This window comes from Ruegeria sp. BF12 (assembly GCF_056538705.1).
Window position 1 is genome coordinate 502,606 of the sequence record NZ_JBQFTP010000001.1, and the last position, 24,381, is coordinate 526,986.

General features: G+C 60.2%; 25 protein-coding genes, 1 tRNA gene and 1 riboswitch. Of the genes, 19 read left to right on the plus strand and 7 right to left on the minus strand.

From position 1 onward, the window contains the following. Positions 1–30 precede the first annotated feature (30 nt). Complete coding sequence (locus ACR0J0_RS02565; protein WP_480661099.1) at positions 31–975, plus strand: ABC transporter transmembrane domain-containing protein; 945 nt, start codon at positions 31–33, stop codon at positions 973–975. A gap of 58 nt (positions 976–1,033) precedes the next feature. Here ACR0J0_RS02565 and efp read toward each other — a convergent pair whose 3' ends face one another. After that, positions 1,034–1,597, minus strand: a complete 564-nt coding sequence (gene efp / locus ACR0J0_RS02570; RefSeq protein ID WP_170325421.1) for an elongation factor P — start codon at positions 1,595–1,597, stop codon at positions 1,034–1,036. Between the two features lie 219 nt (positions 1,598–1,816). On the opposite strand from efp, the gene ACR0J0_RS02575 reads away from it, so the two are divergent. Then, positions 1,817–2,137: a DUF6280 family protein gene (locus ACR0J0_RS02575; RefSeq protein ID WP_037310273.1), complete on the plus strand. Its 321-nt coding sequence runs from the start codon at positions 1,817–1,819 to the stop codon at positions 2,135–2,137. Between the two features lie 67 nt (positions 2,138–2,204). Here the strand turns inward: ACR0J0_RS02575 and ACR0J0_RS02580 are convergent, their stop codons facing one another. Then, positions 2,205–2,774 (minus strand): cobalamin biosynthesis protein CobQ, encoded by a 570-nt coding sequence (locus ACR0J0_RS02580; RefSeq protein ID WP_480661101.1) that lies wholly within the window; start codon positions 2,772–2,774, stop codon positions 2,205–2,207. A 60-nt stretch (positions 2,775–2,834) separates the two neighbouring features. On the opposite strand from ACR0J0_RS02580, the gene ACR0J0_RS02585 reads away from it, so the two are divergent. After that, on the plus strand, positions 2,835–4,292 hold the full coding sequence (locus ACR0J0_RS02585) for a cobyric acid synthase (RefSeq protein ID WP_480661103.1): 1,458 nt from the start codon (positions 2,835–2,837) through the stop codon (positions 4,290–4,292). A 3-nt stretch (positions 4,293–4,295) separates the two neighbouring features. Here ACR0J0_RS02585 and ACR0J0_RS02590 read toward each other — a convergent pair whose 3' ends face one another. The 3 genes from ACR0J0_RS02590 to ACR0J0_RS02600 all read right to left on the minus strand — a co-directional run bounded on the left by ACR0J0_RS02590 (position 4,296) and on the right by ACR0J0_RS02600 (position 7,311). Beyond that, complete coding sequence (locus ACR0J0_RS02590) at positions 4,296–5,069, minus strand: hypothetical protein (RefSeq protein ID WP_480661105.1); 774 nt, start codon at positions 5,067–5,069, stop codon at positions 4,296–4,298. A 74-nt stretch (positions 5,070–5,143) separates the two neighbouring features. Further along, positions 5,144–6,562: a TolC family outer membrane protein gene (locus ACR0J0_RS02595; protein ID WP_480661107.1), complete on the minus strand. Its 1,419-nt coding sequence runs from the start codon at positions 6,560–6,562 to the stop codon at positions 5,144–5,146. 95 nt (positions 6,563–6,657) lie between these two features. Continuing rightward, positions 6,658–7,311, minus strand: a complete 654-nt coding sequence (locus tag ACR0J0_RS02600) for a protein-L-isoaspartate O-methyltransferase family protein (RefSeq protein ID WP_480661109.1) — start codon at positions 7,309–7,311, stop codon at positions 6,658–6,660. Positions 7,312–7,538: 227 nt separating this feature from the next. Between ACR0J0_RS02600 and ACR0J0_RS02605 the strand changes: the two genes are divergently transcribed. Continuing rightward, positions 7,539–7,612: transfer RNA gene (locus ACR0J0_RS02605), tRNA-Cys, on the plus strand. A 43-nt stretch (positions 7,613–7,655) separates the two neighbouring features. On the opposite strand, the gene ACR0J0_RS02610 is transcribed toward ACR0J0_RS02605, so the two are convergent. Further along, the gene (locus tag ACR0J0_RS02610; protein WP_480661111.1) at positions 7,656–8,612 is read right to left on the minus strand and encodes an NAD(P)-dependent oxidoreductase; all 957 of its coding nucleotides are present in this window, start codon (positions 8,610–8,612) and stop codon (positions 7,656–7,658) included. A gap of 113 nt (positions 8,613–8,725) precedes the next feature. On the opposite strand from ACR0J0_RS02610, the gene ACR0J0_RS02615 reads away from it, so the two are divergent. From ACR0J0_RS02615 to cobJ, 8 genes are all read left to right on the plus strand, one after another. Further along, positions 8,726–9,610 (plus strand): LysR substrate-binding domain-containing protein, encoded by an 885-nt coding sequence (locus ACR0J0_RS02615; RefSeq protein ID WP_480661112.1) that lies wholly within the window; start codon positions 8,726–8,728, stop codon positions 9,608–9,610. Positions 9,611–9,682: 72 nt separating this feature from the next. Next, a riboswitch (cobalamin riboswitch) is annotated at positions 9,683–9,891 on the plus strand. Positions 9,892–9,985: 94 nt separating this feature from the next. After that, positions 9,986–10,366 carry a DUF1636 family protein gene (locus ACR0J0_RS02620; protein ID WP_480661114.1) on the plus strand — a complete coding sequence of 127 codons (381 nt, stop codon included), beginning with the start codon at positions 9,986–9,988 and terminating at the stop codon, positions 10,364–10,366. Continuing rightward, positions 10,363–11,418 (plus strand): cobalamin biosynthesis protein CobW, encoded by a 1,056-nt coding sequence (gene cobW, locus ACR0J0_RS02625; protein ID WP_480661116.1) that lies wholly within the window; start codon positions 10,363–10,365, stop codon positions 11,416–11,418. The genes ACR0J0_RS02620 and cobW overlap by 4 nt, the downstream gene beginning before the upstream one ends. A gap of 3 nt (positions 11,419–11,421) precedes the next feature. Next, a complete protein-coding gene (cobN, locus tag ACR0J0_RS02630) occupies positions 11,422–14,715 on the plus strand; it encodes a cobaltochelatase subunit CobN (protein WP_480661118.1) in 3,294 nt (1,097 codons plus the stop codon). Continuing rightward, on the plus strand, positions 14,712–15,839 hold the full coding sequence (gene cobG / locus ACR0J0_RS02635; protein WP_480661120.1) for a precorrin-3B synthase: 1,128 nt from the start codon (positions 14,712–14,714) through the stop codon (positions 15,837–15,839). Before cobN ends, cobG begins: the two co-directional genes overlap by 4 nt. Further along, complete coding sequence (locus ACR0J0_RS02640; protein WP_480661122.1) at positions 15,839–16,468, plus strand: precorrin-8X methylmutase; 630 nt, start codon at positions 15,839–15,841, stop codon at positions 16,466–16,468. Before cobG ends, ACR0J0_RS02640 begins: the two co-directional genes overlap by 1 nt. After that, positions 16,465–17,193, plus strand: a complete 729-nt coding sequence (locus tag ACR0J0_RS02645) for a precorrin-2 C(20)-methyltransferase (RefSeq protein ID WP_480661124.1) — start codon at positions 16,465–16,467, stop codon at positions 17,191–17,193. The genes ACR0J0_RS02640 and ACR0J0_RS02645 overlap by 4 nt, the downstream gene beginning before the upstream one ends. Then, entirely contained in the window at positions 17,190–17,954 is a 765-nt protein-coding gene (cobJ, locus tag ACR0J0_RS02650; RefSeq protein WP_480661126.1) for a precorrin-3B C(17)-methyltransferase, read from the plus strand. The genes ACR0J0_RS02645 and cobJ overlap by 4 nt, the downstream gene beginning before the upstream one ends. Here cobJ and ACR0J0_RS02655 read toward each other — a convergent pair. Then, positions 17,945–18,676 carry a cobalt-precorrin-6A reductase gene (locus ACR0J0_RS02655; protein ID WP_480661128.1) on the minus strand — a complete coding sequence of 244 codons (732 nt, stop codon included), beginning with the start codon at positions 18,674–18,676 and terminating at the stop codon, positions 17,945–17,947. The genes cobJ and ACR0J0_RS02655 overlap by 10 nt on opposite strands. Here ACR0J0_RS02655 and cbiE point away from each other — a divergent pair. The 7 genes from cbiE to ACR0J0_RS02690 all read left to right on the plus strand — a co-directional run bounded on the left by cbiE (position 18,675) and on the right by ACR0J0_RS02690 (position 24,373). Then, the gene (cbiE, locus tag ACR0J0_RS02660; RefSeq protein WP_480661129.1) at positions 18,675–19,874 is read left to right on the plus strand and encodes a precorrin-6y C5,15-methyltransferase (decarboxylating) subunit CbiE; all 1,200 of its coding nucleotides are present in this window, start codon (positions 18,675–18,677) and stop codon (positions 19,872–19,874) included. The genes ACR0J0_RS02655 and cbiE overlap by 2 nt on opposite strands. Further along, complete coding sequence (locus ACR0J0_RS02665; RefSeq protein WP_480661215.1) at positions 19,871–20,239, plus strand: cobalamin biosynthesis protein; 369 nt, start codon at positions 19,871–19,873, stop codon at positions 20,237–20,239. The genes cbiE and ACR0J0_RS02665 overlap by 4 nt, the downstream gene beginning before the upstream one ends. Then, positions 20,236–21,030 (plus strand): precorrin-4 C(11)-methyltransferase, encoded by a 795-nt coding sequence (gene cobM / locus ACR0J0_RS02670; RefSeq protein WP_480661131.1) that lies wholly within the window; start codon positions 20,236–20,238, stop codon positions 21,028–21,030. The genes ACR0J0_RS02665 and cobM overlap by 4 nt, the downstream gene beginning before the upstream one ends. After that, positions 21,017–22,339 carry a cobyrinic acid a,c-diamide synthase CobB gene (locus ACR0J0_RS02675; protein WP_480661133.1) on the plus strand — a complete coding sequence of 441 codons (1,323 nt, stop codon included), beginning with the start codon at positions 21,017–21,019 and terminating at the stop codon, positions 22,337–22,339. Before cobM ends, ACR0J0_RS02675 begins: the two co-directional genes overlap by 14 nt. Then, on the plus strand, positions 22,336–23,064 hold the full coding sequence (gene cobA, locus ACR0J0_RS02680; RefSeq protein WP_480661135.1) for a uroporphyrinogen-III C-methyltransferase: 729 nt from the start codon (positions 22,336–22,338) through the stop codon (positions 23,062–23,064). The genes ACR0J0_RS02675 and cobA overlap by 4 nt, the downstream gene beginning before the upstream one ends. After that, positions 23,057–23,800: a precorrin-6A synthase (deacetylating) gene (gene cobF, locus ACR0J0_RS02685; protein WP_480661216.1), complete on the plus strand. Its 744-nt coding sequence runs from the start codon at positions 23,057–23,059 to the stop codon at positions 23,798–23,800. The genes cobA and cobF overlap by 8 nt, the downstream gene beginning before the upstream one ends. A 114-nt stretch (positions 23,801–23,914) precedes the next feature. Continuing rightward, positions 23,915–24,373, plus strand: coding sequence for a DUF302 domain-containing protein (locus tag ACR0J0_RS02690; RefSeq protein WP_480661137.1), 459 nt, complete (start codon positions 23,915–23,917; stop codon positions 24,371–24,373). Positions 24,374–24,381 lie beyond the last annotated feature (8 nt).

The following is a 24,381-nucleotide window of genomic DNA, read 5'->3' on the forward strand; positions in this document are numbered from 1 at the left end:
TGGTTTGAGTTCAGAAAACCGGATTCACCTATGTTCCAGCTATACAGAGCGATCTGGCGGGCCAGCGCCGGGCGGCAGATCATTCTCATCGTTTTGTCGATTGCAATCGCCGGGTTGGCGGCCGTTCCGCTGGAGTTTCAGCGCGATATCATAAACCACCTCACCGCCGACGATGTCAGCACCGACAAGCTGATCTATCTGGGCACTGGAATGATGTCCGTCGTTCTGCTCAGCCTCGCGCTCAAATGGCTTCTGGGGTACCGCGCCGGAACGCTGGGCGAGGACGTGATCCGCCTGATCCGGCAACGGTTGTTAGTGCGTGCCTCAGATATCAAGGGCTCGGGTGAGGACGTTCGCAAGGGCACAATGAGTACCGCCATATCGGCCGAAGCCGAGGAGCTGGGCAAATTCGCAGGCGGTGCATTCTCAGACCCCGTGGTCCAGATCGGAACCCTGATCAGCGTTATCGGCTATATCTCATCGACCCAACCGGGTCTTGGTATGATCGCCTTTTCGATGATCGTCCCTCAAATCATCATCGTGCTGATTTCGCAGCGCAAGGTGAACGTCTTTGTCGCCGAACGCGTCCGTATCCTGAGGGGCGCAACCGACAAGCTGACAGTTGAGGACATCGACGCGGTCTCGAAAGAGGTCGATGCCTTGTTCGACGACATTTATGAGACCCGGCGCAGGATGTTCCTGTGGAAGCTGTCCGCCAAATTTCTTCTCAGCGTAATCAACGGGGCGGGAACAGTCGGTGTTCTGATGTTGGGGGGGTATCTGGTGCTGAACGGCAAAACGGATGTCGGTACTGTCGTGGCTGCGACAAGCGGACTTGGCAGAATTCAGGGCCCCACGGCGTTTCTGATCGCGTTCTACAGGCAGGTCAGCGCAAACCGTATCAAGTACGAACTCATGCTCGAGCTTTTTGGCCCCAACCCGGAACGCTATCGGCAGATCGAAAACAGACGCTGACAAAAAAACCGCGGGGCACAGGCCCTCGCGGTTTTTTCTTGTCCCGGAAAACGCCTGTTTACGCGCGTTCGGAATATTCCATGGTTTCCGTGTTCACGACGATCATTTCATCCTGACCGATGAACGGCGGCACCATGACCTTGACGCCGTTGTCCAGAATGGCCGGCTTGAACGAGTTCGCCGCAGTCTGACCTTTAACCACCGGCTCGGTTTCAACGATCTTGCAGGTCACTTTCTGCGGCAAAGTGGCGTTCAACGCCTCGCTTTCATAAAATTCGACAACAATTGTCATGCCGTCCTGCAGAAACGGGCGGCGTTCGCCCAGCAGTTCCGCAGGCAGTTCGATCTGCTCGTAGGTCTCGGAATCCATGAACACCAGCATGCCGTCGGATTCGTACAGGAACTGCTGATCCTTCTGCTCAAGGCGCACACGTTCGACTTTGTCGGCCGAGCGGAACCGTTCGTTCAGTTTCGAGCCGTTGCGCAAGTTGCGCAATTCGACCTGTGCAAAAGCACCGCCTTTACCGGGCTTTACGTGGTCAACCTTGACCGCGGCCCACAGCCCGTCGTTATGCTCAAGCACATTGCCGGGGCGAATTTCGTTCCCATTTATCTTGGGCATGACTTAAATCCTTCACAAACGGTTGATGCGTCAGTTCCCGTCCCTATATCTGGCGGGAACACACCTGACAAGACAACGACACCTAGTGCTGCACATGCAGCAAGCTATGCAAATGACGCAACGCAACTATGCAATTTAGCTGTATCCGAATCGCACTTTATCGGTCATAAGGACCGTCACGCCGAAAATTGCAAGAGCAAGAAAAATAAGGAAGACGAGATGAGAGATTTCGTTGACGGCACTGCCTTTAACAACGAACAAGGCAATCGTGCACGCAAACTTTTCGCGGCTGTTGTGTTGGCCGCTCTGGATGACGCCATTGCCGATGACAAGAAATACGGCAACGGCCCTGAACAAATCGCCCGTTGGGCGCGTTCGCGGGACGGTCGCGAAGTGCTGTCCTGCGCGGGCATCGACCCGAATGAACGGGTTGTCAGCGGCCTGATGGAGTTCGTTGGACGTGGTGTTCGCACCTCGGTTGCGCTGTCGCGCGAAGAAAGCGAACGTCGCAACGCTGCTCAACAAGCCGAAGCCGCCTGATCCAAGGCGACTTCTGATGAAAAAGCGCGCTCCTGAAAAGGGAGCGCGCTTTTCTTTTTGTCAGGTGTCAGAAGAACAAAAGCCACTGCCGCGCGACCCAAAACTCGGCAGCGAGCAGTGCGGCGAAAAACACTTTCGCTGGCACAGAAATCCCGCGACGCCACAGGACAACATAGCAGATAATGCAAACTGCCATGGATAGCGGCGCAACCCATAGAGCGTGGTGGGTGCTGTCCCAATAACTGATCGGGCTGTGAAACACCCAGTCGCTGAACGGCCAGAATTGAGGCCGCCCGTCCCCTGCGTGTAGCAGGAAATCCATCGAAAGATGCAAAAGTCCAGCCGACGCTCCGACGGTCAATACGGTCCAGCCCCGCCACAAACCAACACACAGCGCCAATCCCCAAAGAACAAAGGAGTTGTCGATCGCAAACACCGTCTGCCAGCTTTGGGAATAATAGAGCTGGTTGAAGACAACGCTTTCGGGGATGCCGAGCACGAACAGGGATGTGCTCGCCATCACATATAGCGAAAGGTCGGGCAACAGCGAACCCAACAGCGCCGCCCAAAGGATTCGCCCATGGGCCGGACGGGCAAAGGCAGCGGCCCCGATCAAAAGATGCGCTGGCGTGTTCAACTTGGGCTTTTCCTTTGCCTGCAAATCAGGTCATCTGCGCGTCAACATAGGAGACAGGCCATGGTTCGGTCCATCATGATTCAGGGCACCGGTAGCAATGTCGGGAAATCGGTTCTTGTGGCCGGTCTGGCCCGGGCTTATACGCAGCGCGGTTTGCGGGTCGCACCGTTCAAACCACAGAATATGTCGAACAATGCCGCTGTCACAGAAAACGGGGGCGAGATCGGGCGCGCGCAGGCGTTGCAGGCCCGCGCCGCACGGCGTGCAACACATACGGACATGAACCCGATCCTCCTAAAACCGGAAACAGACACCGGCGCTCAGATTATCGTACAGGGCCAGCGCGCGGGCACGATGAAAGCAGGTGATTACCGAAAGGACAAATCCAAACTTCTAGGCGCCGCGCTCGAAAGTTTCGACCGGCTGTGCAGCGATGCGGATTTGGTCCTGATCGAAGGCGCGGGCAGCCCGGCAGAAACAAACCTGCGCAAGGGCGACATCGCCAATATGGGATTCGCGTGCGCAGCAGGCGTGCCTGTTGTTCTCGTTGGAGACATTCACAGGGGCGGCGTGATTGCGCAGATCGTGGGCACTCAGGCGGTTCTGGATCCGAGTGATCTCGAGATGATCCGGGGCTTTGCCGTTAATCGGTTCAAAGGCGATGTTTCCCTGTTCGACGAAGGGCGCGATGACATTGCCGCGCGCACAAGCTGGCCCTGTCTGGGCGTCGTGCCATGGTTTCACGACGCGTGGAAGCTGCCCGCCGAGGATATGATGGATATCCGCTCGCACAGCGGTGGGGCCTGTAAGGTCGTGGTTCCTCAACTGGAACGCATGGCCAATTTCGACGATCTTGATCCGCTATCGGCCGAACCAGGAGTAACGGTCGAGATTGTCCCGGCGGGCCGCGCCCTGCCCGGCGACGCGGATCTGGTTCTTCTGCCTGGCAGCAAATCCACGATCGGAGATCTGGCATACTTTCGCGCGCAAGGCTGGGACGTGGATCTGTACGCCCATGTCCGCCGGGGCGGCCATGTCCTGGGGCTTTGCGGCGGCTATCAGATGTTGGGAAAAAGCATCGCGGACCCTGATGGGGTCGATGGACGGCCGGGTACTGTCGAGGGACTGGGTCTTTTGGATGTTGAAACCATTATGGCCGGGAGGAAACAGGTGACTCTGACCTCGGCCCGCGCCCTTGAGGGTGGAGAGCCGGTGTCGGGCTACGAAATCCACATGGGTCGAACCGAAGGCCCCGATTGCGCCCGTGCCTGGCTGGAAGTCGATGGGCGGCCTGAAGGTGCCGCAAATGCCTCTGGTCGCATTCGCGGTAGTTACCTGCACGGTATTTTCACCTCGGATGCGTTCCGGGCCAGTTACCTGACGCAATTCGGTGTCGTGTCGGACTTGGCTTATGACGACGATGTCGAAGACACGTTGGACGCGCTGGCGGACCACCTGGAAAAGAACATGGATCTGGACCGCCTGCTGGCGCTTGCCGAGACGCCCCGAAGGACATGAGGGTTACTCGAGCTCTTGCTCGGCCAGTGCCTTGTAGATCTCGCGCCGTACCATCTTGCGCACATTCCGGGTGATGCGTTCGCCAAGCCCGCCCTGCAATTCTTCGCGCACAACCTGCGCGATAAGTTTGCGAAGGGCCTCTTGGTCCATTTCCATTGACGCAAGGTCTTCCGAGGCGTCTTCCTTGGATGGCGCCGGGGCCGCGGCGGTTACCTCGGGGTCACGAACAAAAGTCGCTTTGGTGGTGGCGACGACCTCATTCGCCTCAGCTTCTACGGCAGTTTCTTTTGCCGGTTCCTGCACGGCGTCGGCGAATTCGGTCTGCGCACTGAAATGAAGGGATTTCGCCGGAAATCCGGAATACTCATCTTCGCTGTCGCCATCGGGTTCCCACTGATCCTCGGTTCGGGCAATCGCGGCCTCAAGGGCTTCGATCTTAGCGCTCAGACTGTTGGTGGGGTCCTTGGGAGCTTCGGACTCGGACGGTTCTTTGTTGGCGGGATCTTCGCGATTAACGATGTCGCATGCGCGCAGGAGCATCGGTTTGACCGACGCGTCGGCGGCGTAGCCCTCTTTGGCCTCAGCCTCGTTTTCTGGTCCGTCCTGAACACTGGACGTCCCGCCAACGCGCAATGCATCTGTAAGCACCAATCGCCCGGGCTTGCGGGCGATTGACGGGGGCATCGTATCCAAGGCTTTTTGACCTTTTTCACCGACCAGCCGTTTGATCGAGGACAGCACGTCCTCCACTCCGCTGTTTGCGACTTTATCCGTCATTGTTCTCTACCGCTCTATCCTCAGGATTGAGTGTAGCCAAACATAACGGGCGTAACAACAGGGAGTATTGGCCCTTAGTCGCGGCGCAATGCTTTGAGAACGCGATCGAGGTCCTTGCTTTGCTTGCTAACCTGAGCCGGTGCGCGCTTGACCAGATTGTAGTACAGCGTCGGATCGTAAATCTGTACGGCCAGTCCAAGACGCTCGGCCGTCAGAAGACCCTGCGCCTGCAGCAGCTGATAAGCTGCCCGCGACCGTTCAATCCGCGATGCAACCTCGGCCAATTGCGCGTCCAGAAGGTCCTGCTGAGCGTTTAGGACGTCCAACGTGGTTCGTGCGCCCAGGGTTGCCTCTTCGCGGATACCGTCAAACGCAACCTGCGATGCGCGAACCCGCTCGGTCGACGCCCGCAGACTTGCAGTTGCGGCCTGGAAGCGAGCGTAGGCTTCGGTAACGCCCTGAGTGATGTCTTTCTGCACGTTCAGCAGGTTTGCGCGCGATGCATCCCGTGTCGCCATTGCCCGGCGCACATTTGCGGCCAGACGACCACCGGCATAGATCGGCTGGGTGAAATCCAGAGAAACCGTTGCGTCCTCGATGTTGTCATCGTTGTCATAGCTTTCCGTGATCCCCGCATCAGCGTTAAGGCTGACATTCGGACCAAGGTTGGCGCGCTGCTGGGCAACGATCAGATCGAAGGCACGCACCTGGTGCTGTGCCGAAAGAATGGCCGGGTGATTGCGTTGTGCCAGGCTGACGGCCTGCGCTTCCGAGCCTGGCAGGTTCGGTAGGCTCGGCTGACCAGCGGTCCGTCCGGGCGATTTGCCAACAGCGTTCACATATTCTGCCTGCGCTGTGTCCAGGTTACCGCGTGCCACCGCCAGATCCGCTTGCGAGCTTGCAAGCTGCGCCTGAGACAGCGCGACGTCTGTTCGTGTCACTTCGCCTACGTCAAACCGGTCCTGCGACGCACGCAGTTCCTCCGCCGAAACATCGACGTTGTTCAGTCGAATCTGAACCGTTTCTTCCTGCAGAAGAACCTCCAGATAAGCGTTTGCGCCCCGGAACAAGACCTGCTGTTCAATATCCAGAAGGGTCTGCCGTGTGGACAGAACGGTTTCCTGCGCCGATTGCTTGCCCAATACAGCAGCACCGCCATCGTAGAGCAGTTGGCTGAGCGTCAGTCCGGTGAAAAAATTGTTCGGATCGGTTCTGGTTACGACATTGTCGATGTTCCGTCGGGTATAGTCACTGCTGACACGAACCGTCCAGTTGATGATCGGCCGAAGTGCCGACAATGCGATCGCGACATCTTCGTCTGCCGCACGCAGCAACGCACGGTTCTGTTCCAGCAAACCGCTGGTGTTGTACGCGCCGATAAATGCGTCGGTAATGTTATCCGCCCAAACCGCACGCCCTGGTACCATGCTGAGTGCGACCCCTGCCGTAACCGCCAGCGCCTTGACCAGCTTCCCTCCCGCCATAGAACTCATAACGAAATCCTCTCAAATCAAAATTACGCTGCCCTGACGACAGTTTGCGCGTTTGTGTTCAACTAATCAAGACGGCAGAACAATCTGCCGCCAAACTATAGCGAAAATGCACGGTTCGTGGAAAATGCCTGTAAAATCGGCGCATTGGCGTTGAACGCGTCCCGCCAGGTCACACGATCACCAAACTTGTGGCCAATCCGGACCGTACCCAGCTCTCCCTCGACAAAAAGGCACGCGATACGACCATGATCCTTGAGTTGCGCGAGCAATGCGTCCGGCACTTGTTCAACCCCACCTTGAATCATGATGACATCATATGGGCCATGCTCGGGCGCACCCTGTTCAAACGGACCAACGTGGACAATCGCGTTGTCGGCGTCGGCTTCCAGCAGAATCGACTGAGATTCGGCAGCCAGGTTTTCATCTTCCTCGACGGCAACGACAAGCTGTGCCATTCGCGCGGCAACAGCGGTCGAGTATCCCATGGCAGGGGCGATATCCAAAACCGCTTCGTCGTTGGAAATATTCAGAATGTCCAACATTTTGGCCAGTGTTCTGGGTTCCAGCATGCAGCGACCCTCACCCAGATCGATCACCCCCTCGACATAAGCCGCTTCGCGCTGCGCATCCGGCACGAAATTCTCGCGCTTTACGGTCAGCATCGCATCTATGATAGGAAATTTGGTAACATCAGAGGGGCGTACCTGCGTATCAACCATCGTCCGGCGCCGGGCTGCGAAATCTGTCATTGGATCGCTCGTTCTGTTCCCTTAGGTGATCGAGTTTTGCCACATCCTTGGAAAACCGGCAACGGCTCCGACACCGAAACTTTCCAATTATCGCAAGATATAACGTCGCAACCCAAGACGAAGTTCACGCCCGACCCCGAAATTTGCGTTTGCCCCTCTGGACGCCCCTGCCGAAAGCTGCTAAAACGCCTGTCACACCACGGCAAGTATTTGATTTTACTTGAAAAGGCGAGTTGGCGGAGTGGTGACGCAGCGGATTGCAAATCCGTGTACACCGGTTCGATTCCGGTACTCGCCTCCACTCTCCTGATTAGATGGGACTTTCCAGTGAAAGGTGACGTGCGTCACACGGCCTCACGTCCCTGCGGCACAACCTCATAGCCCGCCTCTTCCGGCTCATCGTCCAGCATTTCGGGCGGGAAGCCCGGGGCGCGGATGTCCAGACCCGTCGCCTCCTCAAGCCGCTTGATGATATTGGGCGAAAGTTCGCGGTCCCCGTACCTGGCGATTCCGTCTTCGAAGATCCGGATCATCACCGGGTTTATTTCAAGGGGCACTCCCGCACGGTCCGCGACTTCCTGGAACAGGCCGATGTCTTTTTTCACGAGGTCCATGGTGAACGAGATATCACGCGAGCCGTTCAGGATTACCTGGCTTTCTGTTTCGTGTACGAACGATGTGCCCGACGAGATTTTGATTGCCTCATACGTCGTGTTGAGGTCCATGCCTGCTGCCTTGGCGGTCACCAGTGCTTCGGCACAAGTGATCAGGTTTGCGGTTGCCAGATAGTTCGTCAGGACTTTCAGAACAGACGCGGACCCAAGTTCGCCCGTGTGCAGGATGCGCCGCCCCATCGTCGTCAGGAATGGCAATATTTTGTCAAACGTCGCGCGATCACAGCCGGCAAAGATCGAAATATTACCCGTTGCGGCCCTGTGACAGCCACCGGAAACCGGGCAATCGACAGCAGCACCGCCGCGTTCAATCACCATCGCGCCCAGTCGTTTTACCTCGGCCTCGTCCGTCGTGGACATCTCCATCCAGATCTTGCCGGGGCCAACTTCGGGCAACATTTCCCGCATCACGGCGTCAGAGGCTGCAGGGGAAGGAAGGCAGGTGATGACGGCATCACAATCCCGCATCAGTTGCGCCGGACTTTCGGCTGCTTTGGCACCTTTGGCCACGAAGCTCTGCACCAGATCCGGGTTAAGATCATGGACCGAGAGGTCCACGCCGTTGCGTAGCAGCGATCCCGACAGTTTTGCGCCAACGTTTCCCAATCCGATAAAGCCGACTTTCATGTTTCCCTCCCGAAAGTGTGCGTCTGCGATGCTGTTAACCGAGTATCGACGTTGCAATTTCAAAAGCAAAACGAATAATAATCCGCTTTATGGCAAAAATTTTTTGGTGATAAATGGACCGGCTTCCAAACCCTGCATGGCTGCGCAGCTTTGAATGCGCCGCTCGGCACCTGAATTTCACCACCACGGCACGGGAACTTGGGTTGACCCAGACAGCCGTATCTCTGCACATTCGATCCCTCGAGGCGGAACTTGGTCAAAACCTGTTCACCAGAAATGCACGACGGCTCGAGTTGACCGAGCTGGGGCAATCCTATGCTTTGACGGTTCGGCGGGCCTTGGGTGACATCGCGCTGTCCACCAACAGTTTGTTTGGTCCTGCGTCCCGACAAACGCTCACAGTTCGGGCCGCGATTTCCACGGCAACTTATTGGATTGCCGCTGAACTGCCCGCGTTCAACGCGCAATACCCGGACATTCCCGTTCGGCTGGTATCGCACATCTGGAATGACAGCATCGCGCCAAACGATGTGGATGTCGAAATTCGGATGGGCTACGGCGATTGGCCGGGGGTCATCTCCGAAAAGCTGACCGATGAGAATCTGGTGCCGGTTTGCCGAGTCGGAAAGGCTTACCCAAGCTTGCTGGACCTCCGGCAAGGGCCGCTGATTCACATCCTCGGATACGAGGACAACTGGGCAGGCTACTTTCACGCTCATGATATGGAGCCACCCAAGCAAACATCCCTTCATTCGGTCGATACATCCGTCGCCGCATTGCAATTGGTGATGGCCGGTGCAGGCTGCGCGACCATTGTGGAAAGATTCGCTAAAAATTCCATTGCTCAGGGCGCGCCGATAGAAATTGCAGGCCCAGCGATTCCGTTTGCGCAATCGCACTATCTGATCACCGCGCCCGGGCGCACGCGCTCATCCGCCGCAGCGGGTGTGTTTTGTGCCTGGCTGCGTGATCGCCTGGCTGCGGATGCCGCTGACTGACACTGGCTTGTCGCTTTTCCGACCTGCGCGTTTTCTGCATCCTGCTCGCGCTTGACAAGCCCCCTGCCCGTGCCGCATGTCCCTTTCGTTGGTGTCCATCTTCGGATGGATGAAAAGGGAATGTGCAGCGGATCTACCGCCAAGCACAGCCGCCCCCGCGACCGTGACCGGAGAGGGTGCCCAAAGCCACTGGCCCAAAAGGCCGGGAAGGCGGGACATCCGACAGGGCCGAAGCCCTGACATCTGCAAGCCGGGAGACCTGCCAGCGCCCGTAGATGAAACCGGACGGGGTGTTCCGGTGTCGGGTCCATGTCGCAACACGTGGCCCGCATGAAACCCCGTCCCCCACGAAGAGGATTTGGGGGGATGAGAGACATGACCGCGACCGCACCGGTCGAGCTGCTGGTCTGTACCACGTGCCGCCGTGGCCTGCCTGTCGAAGACGATGCGCAACGACCCGGCGCATTGCTGCACAAAGCGCTGGAACAGGCCGACTTGCCCGAAGGCATCACTCTGAAAGCCGTTGAATGCCTGTCAAACTGCGATGAGGGTTGCTCCATCGTGCTGCGCGGAGGCCCGGACCGTTGGACATTTGTCTATGAGCACCTCAACGAAACCGATCATGTCGAGACCATTGTTGACGGTGCAACCAAGTATCTCGCCACGGAAGATGGCCTGGTGAAATGGCGTGAACGCCCCGAACACTTCCGCAAAAATTGTGCGGCCCGTATTCCCCCGATTGGAGCCCTGAAATGAGCAATCTCGAAAAACTCCCCGTCACTGTGATCACCGGCTTTCTGGGCTCGGGCAAGACCACGCTGGTCAAGCATCTGATGCAGAACCCACAGGGCAAGCGTCTGGCCGTGGTGGTCAACGAGTTCGGCGATGTGGGCGTCGATGGCGACATCTTGAAATCCTGCGCGATCCCGGATTGCCCGGCGGAAAATATTATGGAACTGGCCAACGGCTGCATCTGCTGCACCGTAGCCGATGACTTCATCCCCACCATCGAGGCGCTGATGGCGCTGGAGCCGCGCCCCGATCACATCCTGATCGAAACGTCCGGCCTTGCTCTGCCCAAGCCGCTGCTGAAGGCCTTTGACTGGCCCGACATCCGGTCCAAGATCACCGTGGATGGCGTGATCGCTCTGGCAGATGCCGAGGCTGTAGCTGCTGGGCGTTTTGCGCCAAATGTCGAAGCGGTGGACGCGCAGCGTCTTGCCGATGACTCGATCGACCACGAAACGCCCCTGTCTGAGGTATTCGAAGACCAGATCTCCTGCGCCGACATCATCCTACTGACCAAGCCCGATCTGGCTGGCCCCGAAGGCGTGGCCAAGGCCAAGGAGATCATCGCAGCCGAGGCTCCGCGTCCATTACCCGTGGTCGAAGTGGCTGAAGGTGCCGTGGACGTCCGCGTCGTACTAGGCCTTGAGGCCGCCGCCGAGGATGACATGGACGCCCGTCCGTCGCATCACGACGGCCACCATGATCATGAGCATGACGATTTCGAAAGCATCATTGTCGAGTTGCCGGAACAGACCGACCCGACCGCGCTGGTCGCCAATATCGAACGTCTTGCGAACGAGCTGAACATCCTGCGCGTCAAAGGCTATGCCGCAGTTCAGGGCAAACCGATGCGTCTGCTGGTTCAGGCTGTAGGTGCCCGTGTACGTCACCAATACGACCGCCCATGGGAACCCGGCGAAGAGCGCCGCTCGCGTCTGGTCGTGATCGCCGAGCATGACGACATCAAAGAGGCCGCAATCCGCGATATTCTCGTGGGTGTAGCCGAGGCCGCCGAGTAAGCCATGCACGTCGTCTTCCGCGAAAGCCACGGGTTAGAAGAAACCGAGACCCCAACCGATCTGGGCCAGAGCCCGGCGGATCTGGTGGTGCTGTCCTTTTCGGACAGCGACCTCGGCGCTTTCGCAGCAGGCTGGCACCGCGGTGGCGGCCCCGAGGGGCAGATGCCCACGATGCGGCTGGCCAACCTGACGGCACTCAAGCACCCGCTGTCCGTCGACACCTATCTCGAGCAGACGCTTAACGGGGCCAAAGGCATTCTGATCCGTCTGATCGGTGGCGTACCCTACTGGTCTTACGGCCTGCAGCAGGTTCTTTCGCTGGCTCAGGCCAAAGGCATCGCCCTCGCCGTTCTGCCAGCCGACGGGCGGGAAGACCCACGGCTTGACGACTATTCGACGCTGCCTGTCTCGACCCTGAGGCGGCTGGCGCATCTTTGCGACACCGGCGGAGAAGTTGCTGCGCAAGCTGCTTTGGCACAAATGGCTCTGGCGGCTGGGCTTTATGCCGGGCCGGTGATGGGTGCAAAAACCCTGCCGGAATGTGGCGCGTGGTGCCCGGATCGTGGCGTCATCCCGGTGGACAAGGCGTTCTCGGGCGACGCGAAGCGCATCCTTGTGAGCTTCTATCGGGCCTACTTGACCTCGGCGGATACCGCGCCAGTCGCAGCCCTGATCCGCAACTTGCGGAACCGTGGTCTGGACGCGGTTGGGCTGTTCGCGCCATCTTTGAAAGCCCCTGCAGCAGCCGACTGGCTGCGCGAACAGATCGTTGACCTGAGCCCATCCGCGATCATCAACGCCACCTCATTCTCGGGCAAGGGCGCGTCTGGAACCTCTCCGCTCGATGTGGCAGGTGTGCCGGTGTTTCAGGTTGCTCTGGCGACCTCGCGCCGCAAAGCATGGGCTGAGGCGGAGCGAGGCCTGTCCCCCGCCGACCTTGCCATGCATGTGGTGCTGCCCGAAGTGGACGGTCGGATTTCGGCCGGGATCGCCTCTTTTAAAGAGCCCGGGAAACGCGATCCGCACTTGGAGTATTCCCGTTTTGCCCACCGGGCTGAGCCTGAACGGATCGAAGCGATTATCGATCGTGTGACTGGTTGGCTGAACCTGAACGAAAAGCCAAAGTCCGACCAAATCCCGGCGTTGGTGCTGTCCACTTATCCAGGCAAGGATTGGCAGATGGCCCATGCAGTCGGCCTCGATGCGCTGGCCTCGGCCGAGGCGATGCTGGCCGATCTGCAGTGCGAAGGTTATGACACCGCCCCGGCAGAGCCGATTGCGGATGTTTTGTTGGACGCCCAAATTTCGTGGCCGCTGCGGGATTACCTCAGCGCGCTAGCTGACCTGCCGGTCCAATTGCGAACCGATCTGCAAACCGTCTGGGGCAAGCCCGAAGACGACCCGAGTTTTGCGAATGGCGCATTCCACTTCACCGCGGTACGTCGGGGCAAAGCGTTGGTCGCGCTGCAACCCGAACGCGGCACGCCCGAGTTGCGCGATGACGATTATCACGACCTGTCGCGCACCCCGCGCCACAGCTATGTCGCCTTTTACATGTGGCTGCGAAAAGACCTTGGTGCCGATGCGCTGATCCATATCGGGGCCCACGGAACGCTGGAATGGCTGCCAGGCAAGTCGGTCGCCCTGTCCAACGAATGCTGGCCCGAAGCGCTGATCCGCGATCTGCCTGTGATCTACCCCTTCATCGTCAATGACCCCGGCGAGGCCGCTCAGGCCAAGCGCCGGATAGGGGCGGTCACGCTGGGTCACATCCCGCCCCCGATGAAAGAAAGCGGCACGCCGGATCGGATGGTGCGGCTTGAATCGCTGTTGGATGAGTTCTCGAACGCCGACGGGCTTGACCCCAAACGCCGCGACCGCCTGCAAGAGGATATCCGCGACGAGGCGCAGGCCATCGGGCTGGAGACTGATCTTGGCCTTGACCAGGCCACCTGCTCCGCCGAGGCAATCACCCGCATCGACCGATTTGTCTGCGACATAAAGGAAAGCCAATTCGGCGACGGCCTACATATCTTTGGCCGCGTGCCAGAGGTGACGGGCAATTTCGACCCTGCGCCCTCGGCCCATGCCGAACGCAGCGCCCTGATCGATGCACTGGCCGGGAAACGGATCGAGGCCGGACCATCGGGCTCGCCCTATCGGGGCCGCTCGGATGTGCTGCCCACAGGACGAAACCTTTATACAACAGATCCGCGTTCGGTGCCTACTCGCGCCGCATATACCCAAGGCGTGAAACTGGCCGAGGAACTAGTGCGTAGACATCTGCAGGAAGAAGGTGAATATCCCAAGGGCTTGATTGTCGATCTGTGGGGTTCTGCCACCATGCGGACGGCTGGCGAGGAATTCGCAATGGCGTTGCACCTGCTGGGCGCGAAACCGGTCTGGGACAAGGGATCCGAGCGGGTGTCCGGCATCGAGATACTGCCGATCACCGATCTCAGCCGCCCACGTCTGGATGTCACGCTGCGTGTCTCGGGCCTGTTCCGGGACGTATTTCCGACGCTCTCGGCGCTTTATGGACAGGCGGTTCGCGCATTGTGCGAACGTGATGAGGCGCCAGATTGGAACCCCTATGCGGGGCAGGTTCCGGCAGCTCGCGTCTATGGCCCGGCGCCGGGCAGCTATGGCCTGAACATGACGCATCTGTCTGAAACCTACACCGACGAGGCGCGCGAACAGGCCGGGCAGGCCTGGCTGGACGCCAGTTCCTTCGCGCTGGAAGGTGAGCATATCGCGCAGGACAAGGACGGGATCACTCAGCGCGTCGCCAATGCGGATAGTTTCGTCCACCTGCAGGACCTGACTGAAACCGACCTACTGCTGGCCAATGACTATGCCACCCATGAGGGCGGGTTTGCGGCTGCCAAGAAGATCACCGGTGGCACCGCGCAACTGTATCATCTGGACAATACCAACCCCGAAAACCCGCGCGCCCGCACCCTGCCCGAAGAGATCAGCCGCGTCGTCCACGCCCGCGCCACCAATCCGGGCTGGATCGCAGGAATGCAAAGGCATGGATTCCGGGGGGCGGCTGAGATCGCCGCAACACTGGATCACATGGCGTCGTTCGCGCATTTGTCCGGCACGGTCGCGCCGCACCTGTTCGATCTTTACCACGACGCCACGCTGGGCGACGCCGAGGTGGATGCCTTCCTGCAAGAGGCCAACCCGCAAGCGCATCAGGCCATGCAGGACCGGTTCCGCGCGCTATTGGAGGCAGGACTTTGGAACACACGCCGGAACTCGATCCGAGCCGATCTGGAGGGATTGGGATGAGCGCCCCCATTGTCCAGGGTTGGTGCCCGGGTGCCCACAGACCGATGATGTCGGGCGATGGGTTGGTTGTTCGGGTACGCCCGCGCCTAGCCCGGCTTAGTGCCGCACAGGCGCTTGGCCTGTGTGACCTGGCTGAACGCTTTGGCAACGGCACCATCGACCTGACCAATCGGGCCAATCTGCAATTGCGCGGGGTCAAGGAAGACGACCACCAACTGTTGCTTGAGGAGTTGGCCTCGCTCTACCTGTTGGATGCCGAGCCGGGCATTGAAGTGCGCCGCAACATCCTTGTCTCGCCACTGTATCAATCGGGCGACCTCACCGCACGGCTGACGCAGGAGTTGATCGACCGTTTGGGCGAACTGCCCGCACTGCCGGCCAAGTTCGGGTTCGCAATCGACACCGGCCCCGCGCGGCTGCTATCAGAAGACTCGGCCGATATCCGACTGGAAACCGGTGTGGATGGGCTGGTGCTGCGTGCCGATGGCGCAACTACGGGACGAGCTGTCGAAGAAACCGAGGCCATCGACCAACTGATCGAACTGGCACGGTGGTTTGCCGAAAACCACCCCCCTGATACCCGTCGAATGGCGCGACTTGTCGCCGCCACGGACCTGCCAGAAATCTGGCAAGGCAGTGCTCCCGGACCGACAGTCAACCCGCTACAACCGACTGTTTGCCCGCTGGGGGCCCTCTATGGTGCCGCGTTCGGGCAATTGCCTGCACGAAAGCTGCATGAGCTGATCGAAGACAGCGGTGCCTCTGCCCTGCGGGTCACACCGTGGCGGCTGTTCCTGCTGGAAGGCGGGGCGGCGATACCCGCCTCTGACTTTGTCACGGAAGGCACCGACCCGCTAATGACGACCGACGCCTGCCCCGGGGCGCCGTTCTGCCCGCAGGCGCAGGTGGAAACCCGCGCTATTGCGCGTGCATTGGCCAGTCGGGTCGCAGGCAGCCTGCATGTCTCTGGTTGCTCCAAAGGGTGTGCCCGCATGGGACCCGCAAATGTCACTCTGGTCGGCAATCACGGACGATTTGATCTTGTCAAAAACGGCCGCGCGGGGGATGAGCCCTCCCAGCGTGGGCTAAGCCCCGAAACACTTAAGACTATGGACCTGACCTGATGCCCTATGAATACGAAACCGATGGCGCGGCGATCTATAAACAGAGCTTTGCCACGATCCGGTCCGAGGCTGATCTGGCTCGTTTTGACGTCGACGAAGAACAGGTCGCTGTGCGCATGATCCACGCCGCCGGAATGGTCGGTCTGGAAGAGTTCTTGCATTTCTCGCCGGGCTTTGTGACGGCAGCTCGTGCCGCGCTGGAAAACGGCGCGCCAATCCTATGCGACGCGCGAATGGTCAGCGAAGGCGTGACCCGGTTCCGACTGCCCGCAGACAACGAGGTGGTCTGCACCCTGCATGACGAGCGTGTGCGTCCGCTAGCCGCCGAAATGAGCAACACCCGCTCGGCCGCCGCGTTGGAGCTTTGGCGTCCGCAACTGGAAGGAGCGGTGGTGGCTATCGGCAACGCACCGACTGCCCTGTTCCACCTACTGAACATGCTGGAAGACCCCGACTGCCCGCGCCCCGCCGCCATCATTGGCTGCCCGGTCGGATTTGTCGGCGCAGTCGAGTCCAAAGACGCGCTGTGGGAAGCACAACCCGTGCCGTCCTGCATCGTCAAAGGCCGTCTGGGCGGCAGCGCCATCACCGTTGCAGCCATCAACGCCATCGCGAGCCGCGCGGAATGAGCGCGGGCAAGATATACGGGTTGGGCCTCGGCCCCGGTGATCCGGACTTGATGAGCGTTCGTGCCGACCGGCTATTGCGAAACGCGCGTCACGTGGCTTTTTTCCGCAAACCGGGTCGCAGCGGCCAGGCACGAAAAATCGTCAACGGCATGATCCCAGGAGATGCGGTGGAGTTCCCGATGGAATACCCCGTGACCACCGAAATCCCAGTAACCGACCCGCGCTATAACGAGCTGCTGTCGGCATTCTATGAGGAATGCGCAGCGCATCTGAAATCGCTGTCGGATCAGGGCGAGGCGGTTGTGGTCCTGTGCGAAGGCGATCCGTTCTTCTACGGGTCTTTCATGCACCTTTACAGCCGCTTGCGCGATCAAGCTGAAGTCGAAGTTGTTCCCGCCATCACCGGCATGTCCGGCGCGTGGACGGCGACCGGCGACCCAATCACATGGGGCGATGACGTGTTGACCGTACTTGTCGGCACCCTGCCAGAGGACGATCTGGCACGGCGCATGGCGCAGACGGACGCGCTGGTGGTGATGAAGATCGGGCGCAATATCGACAAGGTGAAGCGGGCCCTGAAAACGGCCGGTCTGTATGACCGCGCATGGATAGTGGAGTTCGCGCAAATGCCGAACCAGACGGTGACAAAACTGTCCGAGGCCTGCGACAAGGTCACTCCTTATTTCTCGATCATCATCGTGCATGGTCAGGGTCGGCGGCCATGAGCGGCTGGATCAAGATTGCGGGCCTTGGGCCCGGCAACGAAGAACTGGTGACGCCCGAAGTTTCGGCCGCGCTGGCCGAGGCTACGAATGTGGTCGGCTATATCCCCTACGTCGCGCGTGTGGCGGAACGCCCCGGCCTGACGCTGCACGCCAGCGACAACCGGGTTGAGATCGACCGGTCTCAGCACGCGCTGCAGATGGCAGCCGAAGGGAAACGGGTGGTCGTCGTATCCTCCGGCGATCCGGGGGTTTTTGCGATGGCAGCGGCAGTATTTGAGGCGCTGGAGAATGGCCCGGCTGAATGGCGCGAAATCCCCATTGACGTACTGCCCGGGATCACCGCGATGCTGGCGGCGTCGGCGCGAGCCGGTGCGCCGTTGGGTCATGATTTCTGCGCCATCAACCTCAGCGACAATCTCAAACCCTGGTCCCTGATCGAAAAGCGGTTGCGCCTGGCGGCGCAAGGCGACTTTGCGATGGCGTTCTATAATCCGCGGTCCAAGTCCCGCCCCGAAGGTTTTGTCAAAACACTGGAAATCCTGCGCGAAGAATGCGAGCCCGAGCGTCTGATCCTGTTCGCCCGCGCGGTGTCACGTCCGGATCAGGCGATCCGCATTTCAACCCTCGCAGAGGCAACACCGGACATGGCCGACATGCAGACGGTGGTCATTGTGGGTTCATCCCTGACCCGCGTGATCGAACGCGACAGCACCCCGATCGTCTATACCCCGAGGTTCACTCCGGCCAAGGATCAAAAATGAGCCAACCAGTCCAGAACCTGCGTCACACTCGACAGTTCGGTCCTTTGCGGAAGGGCCGGACGGTCGATCATCAGCACCGGCAAGCCCAACGCCCGCGCGGCATCCAGCTTGGCGCGTGCTCCGGTGCCGCCCGCGTTCTTGGACACGACCAGTTCGATGCCATGCTGCTTCATCAGCGCGCGGTCGTCGGCCTCGGTGAACGGCCCACGCGAGACAACCACGTCGCAATGCGGCAGCGGCAGGCCATCCGGTTCATCGACAAGCCGCAACAGATAGTGGTGCTGGGGCTGGGCGGTAAAATCCTCAAGGTGCATCCGACCCACGGCCAGAAAGACGCGCTGGGCCGGGCCGGACAAGGCGGCAACGGCGGCTTGAATGTCGGCAACGTGATGCCAGCGATCACCCTCCTGCGCGCGCCAAACCGGGCGGGTCAGCGCAGCCAGCGGTACTTCGGTCTTACGGCAGGCCGCAACGGCGTTCCGGCTCATCTGGGCTGCAAAGGGATGAGTGGCATCGACAACATGCGTAACCGCATTGTCTTCCAAAAAGCTTGCCAGCCCTTCGGGGCCGCCAAACCCTCCGACGCGCACTGGCAAGGGCTGCGGGCGCGGGGTTTCAACGCGCCCGGCGTAGGAATAGGTCGCCGGAATACCCTGTTCGGCCACGGCTTTGGCCAGCGCGTTAGCCTCGGTCGTGCCGCCAAGGATCAGGAGGTTGGTCATGCATGAGGCTCCGTGGCTAAGCGTTCTGGGCTTGGGCGAAGATGGACTGGATGGACTGCCGCCCGCAAGCCGTCAAGTGCTGGAACGCGCTGAAATCATCATGGGTCCACCGCGGCACCTGTCTCTGATCCCAGACACAGGTGCCAAGCGCGTGGAATGGCCGGTGCCCTTTTCCGACGGGCTGCCGATTCTGACCGGATTTCGGGGGCGACCGACGGTTGTTCTCGCCTCAGGCGATCCGTTCTGGTTCGGTGCCGGGTCTGTGATTGCCCGCAATTTCGACGTCGGAGAGTGGGTCGCCCTGCCCGGTCAATCCACCTTTTCGCTGGCAGCCGCCCGTCTGGGCTGGCCGTTGGAAAGCACACAAACCTTTGGCCTGCACGCAGCACCGCTTACGCGACTGCGGCCCCATCTGGCACCCGGGTTGCGCGCCATTCTGCTGCTGCGTAATGGGGCGGCTGTTGCCGAGCTTGCGACGTACCTCAACGAAACAGGCTTTGCCGATACCCAGCTGCACGTCATGGAGGCCCTTGGCGGCCCGCGTGAACGGTCGCGCAGTGTGACCCTGACCGAGGCTTTGCTGGGCGGGTTCGACCACCCGGTCTGCGTCGGGCTTGAGGTTGCTGGCCAAGGTCAGGCTCTGCCAAAAGCATCCGGCAAGCCGGACGAGATTTTCGAAACCGACGGACAGATCACCAAGCGACCTGTACGCGCACTGACCCTGTCGGCGCTGGCCCCCAAGCGCGGGGAACACCTATGGGACATCGGCGGCGGAACCGGCTCGATCAGCATCGAATGGCTGATGTGTGACCCGACCCTGACCGCAACTACGATCGAACCCCTTGAGGATCGTGCAGAGCGCATTCGTCGTAACGCGGATGCGTTGGGGCAGGATCGTCTGAGCGTGGTGCATGGCACCGCTCCGGACGCGCTGGACGGCCTTCCGCTGCCGGATGTGGTCTTTATCGGAGGCGGTCTGAGCGTTGACTTGTTGGAATGGCTGCAAACATCTCTGCCAGCTGGCACACGGCTGGTCGCCAACGCCGTGACATTGGAAAGCGAGGCCGTGCTGGCGCAGTGGCAGGACAAGCTGGGCGGAGAACTTTTGCGTATCGAACTGGCGCAAGCCTCGGCCTTGGGTCCACGGCGTGGCTGGAAATCCGCCTATCCGGTCGTGCAGTGGAGCGTGACCTTATGATCGTGGCGGGGCTTGGATTCTCGTCGACAGCCACCGTCGACAGCCTGCGCACAGCCTTTGAAACGGCAAGCGCCGGTCAAAATGTGGACGCGCTGGCCACGGTTGCGGACAAGAACGGCCACGCGGCGCTGGCTGAATTCGCCTCAGCCACGGCCCTGCCCTTGCATTTCATCGCGCCAGCCGATCTTGCCGGACAGCGCACTCTCACCTGCTCGAACCGCAGCCGCGCCACATATGGCACTGGCAGTGTGGCCGAAGCATCCGCCCTTGCCGCCGCCGGTCCCGGCGCGCGGCTGACCTCTCCCAGACAGATCTCGGACGACCGGCTTGCAACCTGCGCCGTCGCCATCGGAGGACAGATATGACCGTTCATTTCATTGGCGCCGGACCGGGTGCCGCCGACCTGCTGACCCTGCGCGGACGCGATATCATCGCGTCCTGCCCGGTCTGTCTGTATGCCGGATCGCTGGTACCGGAAGAGATTCTGGGCCACTGCCCCGAAGGAGCAAAAATCGTGAATACCGCGCCGATGGATCTGGATCAGATCATGGCCGAGATCGAAGCTGCCCATAAGGCAGGTCAGGACGTGGCCCGCCTGCATTCCGGTGACCTGTCGGTCTGGTCCGCCATGGGTGAGCAGATCCGACGTCTAAAAGAAATGGGTATTCCGATCAGCGTAACGCCTGGCGTTCCATCCTTTGCAGCCGCTGCGGCCTCGTTGGGAACCGAACTGACCCTGCCCGGATTGGCGCAATCGGTTGTTCTGACCCGAACCCCTGGCCGTGCGTCGTCGATGCCCGAGGGCGAAACGCTGGAGAACTTTGCTCGAACCGGTGCAACCCTGGCGATTCACTTGTCGATTGGGAATCTGGACAAGGTGATCGCCGACCTGACCCCCGCTTACGGCGCGGACTGCCCGGTCGCCGTCGTCTATCGCGCCAGTTGGCCGGACGAGCGGATCATCCGCGCCACATTGGCGACCCTGAAAGAGGCGCTGGATGAAAGCATCTCTCGCACCGCCTTGATCTTGGTGGGACCAGCACTGGCTGGCGAAGGGTTCGACGAAAGCTGCCTTTATTCGAAAGATTACGACCGCCGCTATCGCCCGCAAAGCGCGGATAGCGCTTGGTCAAGCTGGAGCCATGGGGATGACTAACCCACCGGGAATTCTGATCTCTGCGCCGTCTTCCGGCACCGGCAAAACCACCGTGATGCTGGGCCTGCTGCGCGCATTAGCAGAGGACGGCCTGACCGTGCAGCCGTTCAAAAGCGGGCCAGACTATATCGACCCGGCCTTTCATCGGGCCGCCGCCGGGCGGGCGTCGTTCAACCTGGACAGCTGGGCAATGGCCGAACCCTTGTTAGATGCGATTTCTTCGCAAGCCGAGGGTGCAGACATCGTAGTGGCTGAAGGATCGATGGGGTTGTTTGACGGCGTGGCCAAGCCGGGGGAGCTGGGCCATGGGTCCAGCGCGGAAACCGCCCAGCGCATGGGCTGGCCTGTGGTTCTGGTGCTGGATGTCGGCGGTCAGGCGCAATCTGCGGCGGCGACCGCGCTGGGATTTCGGATGTACAATCCCGACCTGCCCTTTGCCGGTGTGATCCTGAACCGCTGCGCCAGCCCCCGACACGAGCGCCTGACCCGATTGGGTATGGAACGCGCGGGCCTGCCAGTTCTTGGCGTTCTGCCCCGGCGTGGAGATTTGACCCTGCCGGAACGGCATCTCGGCCTGATTCAGGCGGTTGAGCATCCCGATCTGGAAAGCGCTATTGCCGGGTATGCCGCTTTCCTGCGTGAGCACGTGGATCTTGAAGCGATCAAGGCTGCGGCTTCCTCAGGCCCCAAGGGGCCATCGTCAGCCGCACTGCCGCGGCCGCCCGCCCAACGGATCGCGTTGGCCCGGGACGCCGCTTTTTCATTCACCTATCCGCATTTGCTGGAAGGCTGGCGCGCGGCCGGGGCAGAAATTCTGCCGTTTTCACCGCTGGCCGATGAAGCCCCGGCAGCGGAGGCTGATCTGGTTTGGTTGCCGGGCGGCTATCCCGAACTGCACGCTGGCACTCTGGCTTCTGCCGATACCTTCTTGACTGGCCTGCGCAAGCACGCTGAAACAAAACCCGTACATGGCGAGTGCGGCGGGTACATGGCGCTGGGTGAGGCCCTGATCGACAAGGAAGGTGTCCGACATCGGATGGCAGGCCTGCTTGGGCTTGTGACGTCATATGAAAAGCGCAAGTTCAACCTTGGATATCGAAAGGCGCAATTGCTGACCCCCATGCCGGGTTACGCCACTGACACGACCTTGCGCGGCCACGAGTTCCACTATTCGTCCATCATAGAACAACCGGATGCGCCTTTGGCACGTGTATATGATGCCGAAGGCGTTGAAGGCCCACAAACAGGCTCGGTACGCGGCAACGTGACCGGAACATTCTTTCATCTGATCGCAGAGGCACAGGCATGAGCGGTTTTGTTTCGTTCATTGGATCTGGACCGGGTGATCCGGAATTGCTGACGCTCAAGGCTGTCGACCGGATGCAAAAGGCGGATGCTGTGCTGTTTGACGACCTCAGCAGCGGCCCGATCCTGAGCCACGCTCATGAGGACGCCGATCTGGTGGGAGTTGGGAAACGCGCCGGACGCCCCTCGCCCAAGCAGGATCATGTGAGCCGTTTGCTGGTGGATTACGCCAAAACCGGTGCCCGCGTGGTGCGTTTGAAATCCGGCGACGGCGGGCTGTTCGGACGGCTGGAAGAAGAACTGGTGGCACTGCGCGAGGCAGGGATCGAGTACGAGATCATCCCGGGTATCCCTTCGGCCGTAGCAGCGGCCGCGGCGGCAGGTATTCCGCTAACCCGGCGCCTGACGGCAAGACGTGTCCAGTTCGTCACAGGCCACGACGTCAGCGGCAAGCTGCCCGACGATCTGAACCTGGCCGCCCTCTCCGATCCGGACGCCACAACCGTCGTCTTCATGGGCAAACGCACCTTCCCTTTGTTGGTCAGCACCTTGCATGAACACGGTCTGCCTTTGAACACACCGGCACTGATGGCCGAGGCGGTCTCGACGCCGGATCAGTCTTTGCACCGATCCACGATTGGCGGGTTGGCTGAAAAGCTGGCGGATGAAATCGGAACGGCGCCAGCGCTGATCCTCTATGGGCCACTGGCAGAGTTCGATGATGTATGAGCTGTCGCTGATCGGTATTGGCACCGGCAACCCGGACCATGTGACATTTCAAGGCGCGCAGGCCATTCGGAATGCGGACCTGATCCTGATCCCGCGAAAGGGTGAAAACAAAGCCGATCTGGCCGGGTTACGCGAAGAGATTATCGCGCAGGTCACCGACACGCCCCCAAAGATCGCATATTTCGACATTCCCAAGCGGCGCGCTGATGATGGGTACCTGCGGGGCGTTGACGAATGGCATGACGCGATTGCTGTTCGCTGGCACGAGGCGATCGAGGCTCACCCTGATGCGCGCCAGGTTGCTTTGCTGATCTGGGGTGATCCGTCGCTATATGACAGCTCCCTGCGGATCGCGTCGCGGCTGGACCCACAACCAGCCACCCAAGTGATTCCCGGCATTACCGCCCTGCAGGCACTGACGGCGGCGCATGCGATACCGGTCAATGATCTGGGCGCGCCATACGTGGTTACGACCGGACGGCGCATACGTGATGAAGGCTGGCCAAACGGCGTGTCGAAAGTCGCGGTGATGCTGGATGGGGAATGTTCTTTTCAAAGCCTTAAGATGGCCGATTACGACATCTGGTGGGGCGCCTATGTGGGTATGAAGGAAGAAATTCTGATCAAAGGCGCTCTGACCGACGTGGCTGACCAGATTCTGGAGACGCGGGCACAGGCGCGGGCGGATCACGGCTGGATCATGGATGTATATTTGCTGAAAAAGCGTACAAATTGATCCGACCGCCGCTTTACCACAGCGATTTCAGTCCCGAAGGCGCACGCGATTGTGAGTGCGCTGCACTCCGGTTTCTGGCATCAATCACGCATCCCTGATGAATAGGAGCGTGCGATGAAGGCTGTCTCGACCGTACTGTGTTTGCTGGCCCTGCCCGCCGTTGCGCAAGAACCGCTCACGGGTTGGGCCGTTCATCCGACGGACAAAAGTTATGATGAGCTGGTCGCTGACACCAAATCAGCCATTAAGGAAAACGGCCTGATCGTGGTCACACAGGCCGGACCGACCAAGGCCGCCGCGGCACGAGGCATTGTCATTCCGGGCAATCTGGTGATTGGAGCTTTCAACAACGATTATGCCGTGCGCGTTCTGGAAACGTCAGTCAGCGCGATGATCGAGGCGCCTATCCGGTTTTATGTGACCGAGAACGAGGACGGAACAGCCACGCTGTCCTATAAAACACCCAGCTATGTGTTCGCGCCTTATGTGTATGAGGGTGGCGAGCCCCTGCGTGATATTGCCCAGGAACTTGACACAAAGTTTCAGGTAGTGGCGGAATCCGCCGTCAAATAGTCACACTG

Coding starts and splice junctions, on each gene's coding strand:
- ACR0J0_RS02565 (WP_480661099.1), top strand. CDS start 31: ATGTTCCAGCTATACAGAGCGATCTGGCGGGCCAGCGCCGGGCGGCAG.
- efp (WP_170325421.1), bottom strand. CDS start 1,597: ATGCCCAAGATAAATGGGAACGAAATTCGCCCCGGCAATGTGCTTGAG.
- ACR0J0_RS02575 (WP_037310273.1), top strand. CDS start 1,817: ATGAGAGATTTCGTTGACGGCACTGCCTTTAACAACGAACAAGGCAAT.
- ACR0J0_RS02585 (WP_480661103.1), top strand. CDS start 2,835: ATGGTTCGGTCCATCATGATTCAGGGCACCGGTAGCAATGTCGGGAAA.
- ACR0J0_RS02590 (WP_480661105.1), bottom strand. CDS start 5,069: ATGACGGATAAAGTCGCAAACAGCGGAGTGGAGGACGTGCTGTCCTCG.
- ACR0J0_RS02595 (WP_480661107.1), bottom strand. CDS start 6,562: ATGAGTTCTATGGCGGGAGGGAAGCTGGTCAAGGCGCTGGCGGTTACG.
- ACR0J0_RS02600 (WP_480661109.1), bottom strand. CDS start 7,311: ATGACAGATTTCGCAGCCCGGCGCCGGACGATGGTTGATACGCAGGTA.
- ACR0J0_RS02610 (WP_480661111.1), bottom strand. CDS start 8,612: ATGAAAGTCGGCTTTATCGGATTGGGAAACGTTGGCGCAAAACTGTCG.
- ACR0J0_RS02615 (WP_480661112.1), top strand. CDS start 8,726: ATGGACCGGCTTCCAAACCCTGCATGGCTGCGCAGCTTTGAATGCGCC.
- ACR0J0_RS02620 (WP_480661114.1), top strand. CDS start 9,986: ATGACCGCGACCGCACCGGTCGAGCTGCTGGTCTGTACCACGTGCCGC.
- cobW (WP_480661116.1), top strand. CDS start 10,363: ATGAGCAATCTCGAAAAACTCCCCGTCACTGTGATCACCGGCTTTCTG.
- cobN (WP_480661118.1), top strand. CDS start 11,422: ATGCACGTCGTCTTCCGCGAAAGCCACGGGTTAGAAGAAACCGAGACC.
- cobG (WP_480661120.1), top strand. CDS start 14,712: ATGAGCGCCCCCATTGTCCAGGGTTGGTGCCCGGGTGCCCACAGACCG.
- ACR0J0_RS02640 (WP_480661122.1), top strand. CDS start 15,839: ATGCCCTATGAATACGAAACCGATGGCGCGGCGATCTATAAACAGAGC.
- ACR0J0_RS02645 (WP_480661124.1), top strand. CDS start 16,465: ATGAGCGCGGGCAAGATATACGGGTTGGGCCTCGGCCCCGGTGATCCG.
- cobJ (WP_480661126.1), top strand. CDS start 17,190: ATGAGCGGCTGGATCAAGATTGCGGGCCTTGGGCCCGGCAACGAAGAA.
- cbiE (WP_480661129.1), top strand. CDS start 18,675: ATGCATGAGGCTCCGTGGCTAAGCGTTCTGGGCTTGGGCGAAGATGGA.
- ACR0J0_RS02655 (WP_480661128.1), bottom strand. CDS start 18,676: ATGACCAACCTCCTGATCCTTGGCGGCACGACCGAGGCTAACGCGCTG.
- ACR0J0_RS02665 (WP_480661215.1), top strand. CDS start 19,871: ATGATCGTGGCGGGGCTTGGATTCTCGTCGACAGCCACCGTCGACAGC.
- cobM (WP_480661131.1), top strand. CDS start 20,236: ATGACCGTTCATTTCATTGGCGCCGGACCGGGTGCCGCCGACCTGCTG.
- ACR0J0_RS02675 (WP_480661133.1), top strand. CDS start 21,017: ATGGGGATGACTAACCCACCGGGAATTCTGATCTCTGCGCCGTCTTCC.
- cobA (WP_480661135.1), top strand. CDS start 22,336: ATGAGCGGTTTTGTTTCGTTCATTGGATCTGGACCGGGTGATCCGGAA.
- cobF (WP_480661216.1), top strand. CDS start 23,057: ATGTATGAGCTGTCGCTGATCGGTATTGGCACCGGCAACCCGGACCAT.
- ACR0J0_RS02690 (WP_480661137.1), top strand. CDS start 23,915: ATGAAGGCTGTCTCGACCGTACTGTGTTTGCTGGCCCTGCCCGCCGTT.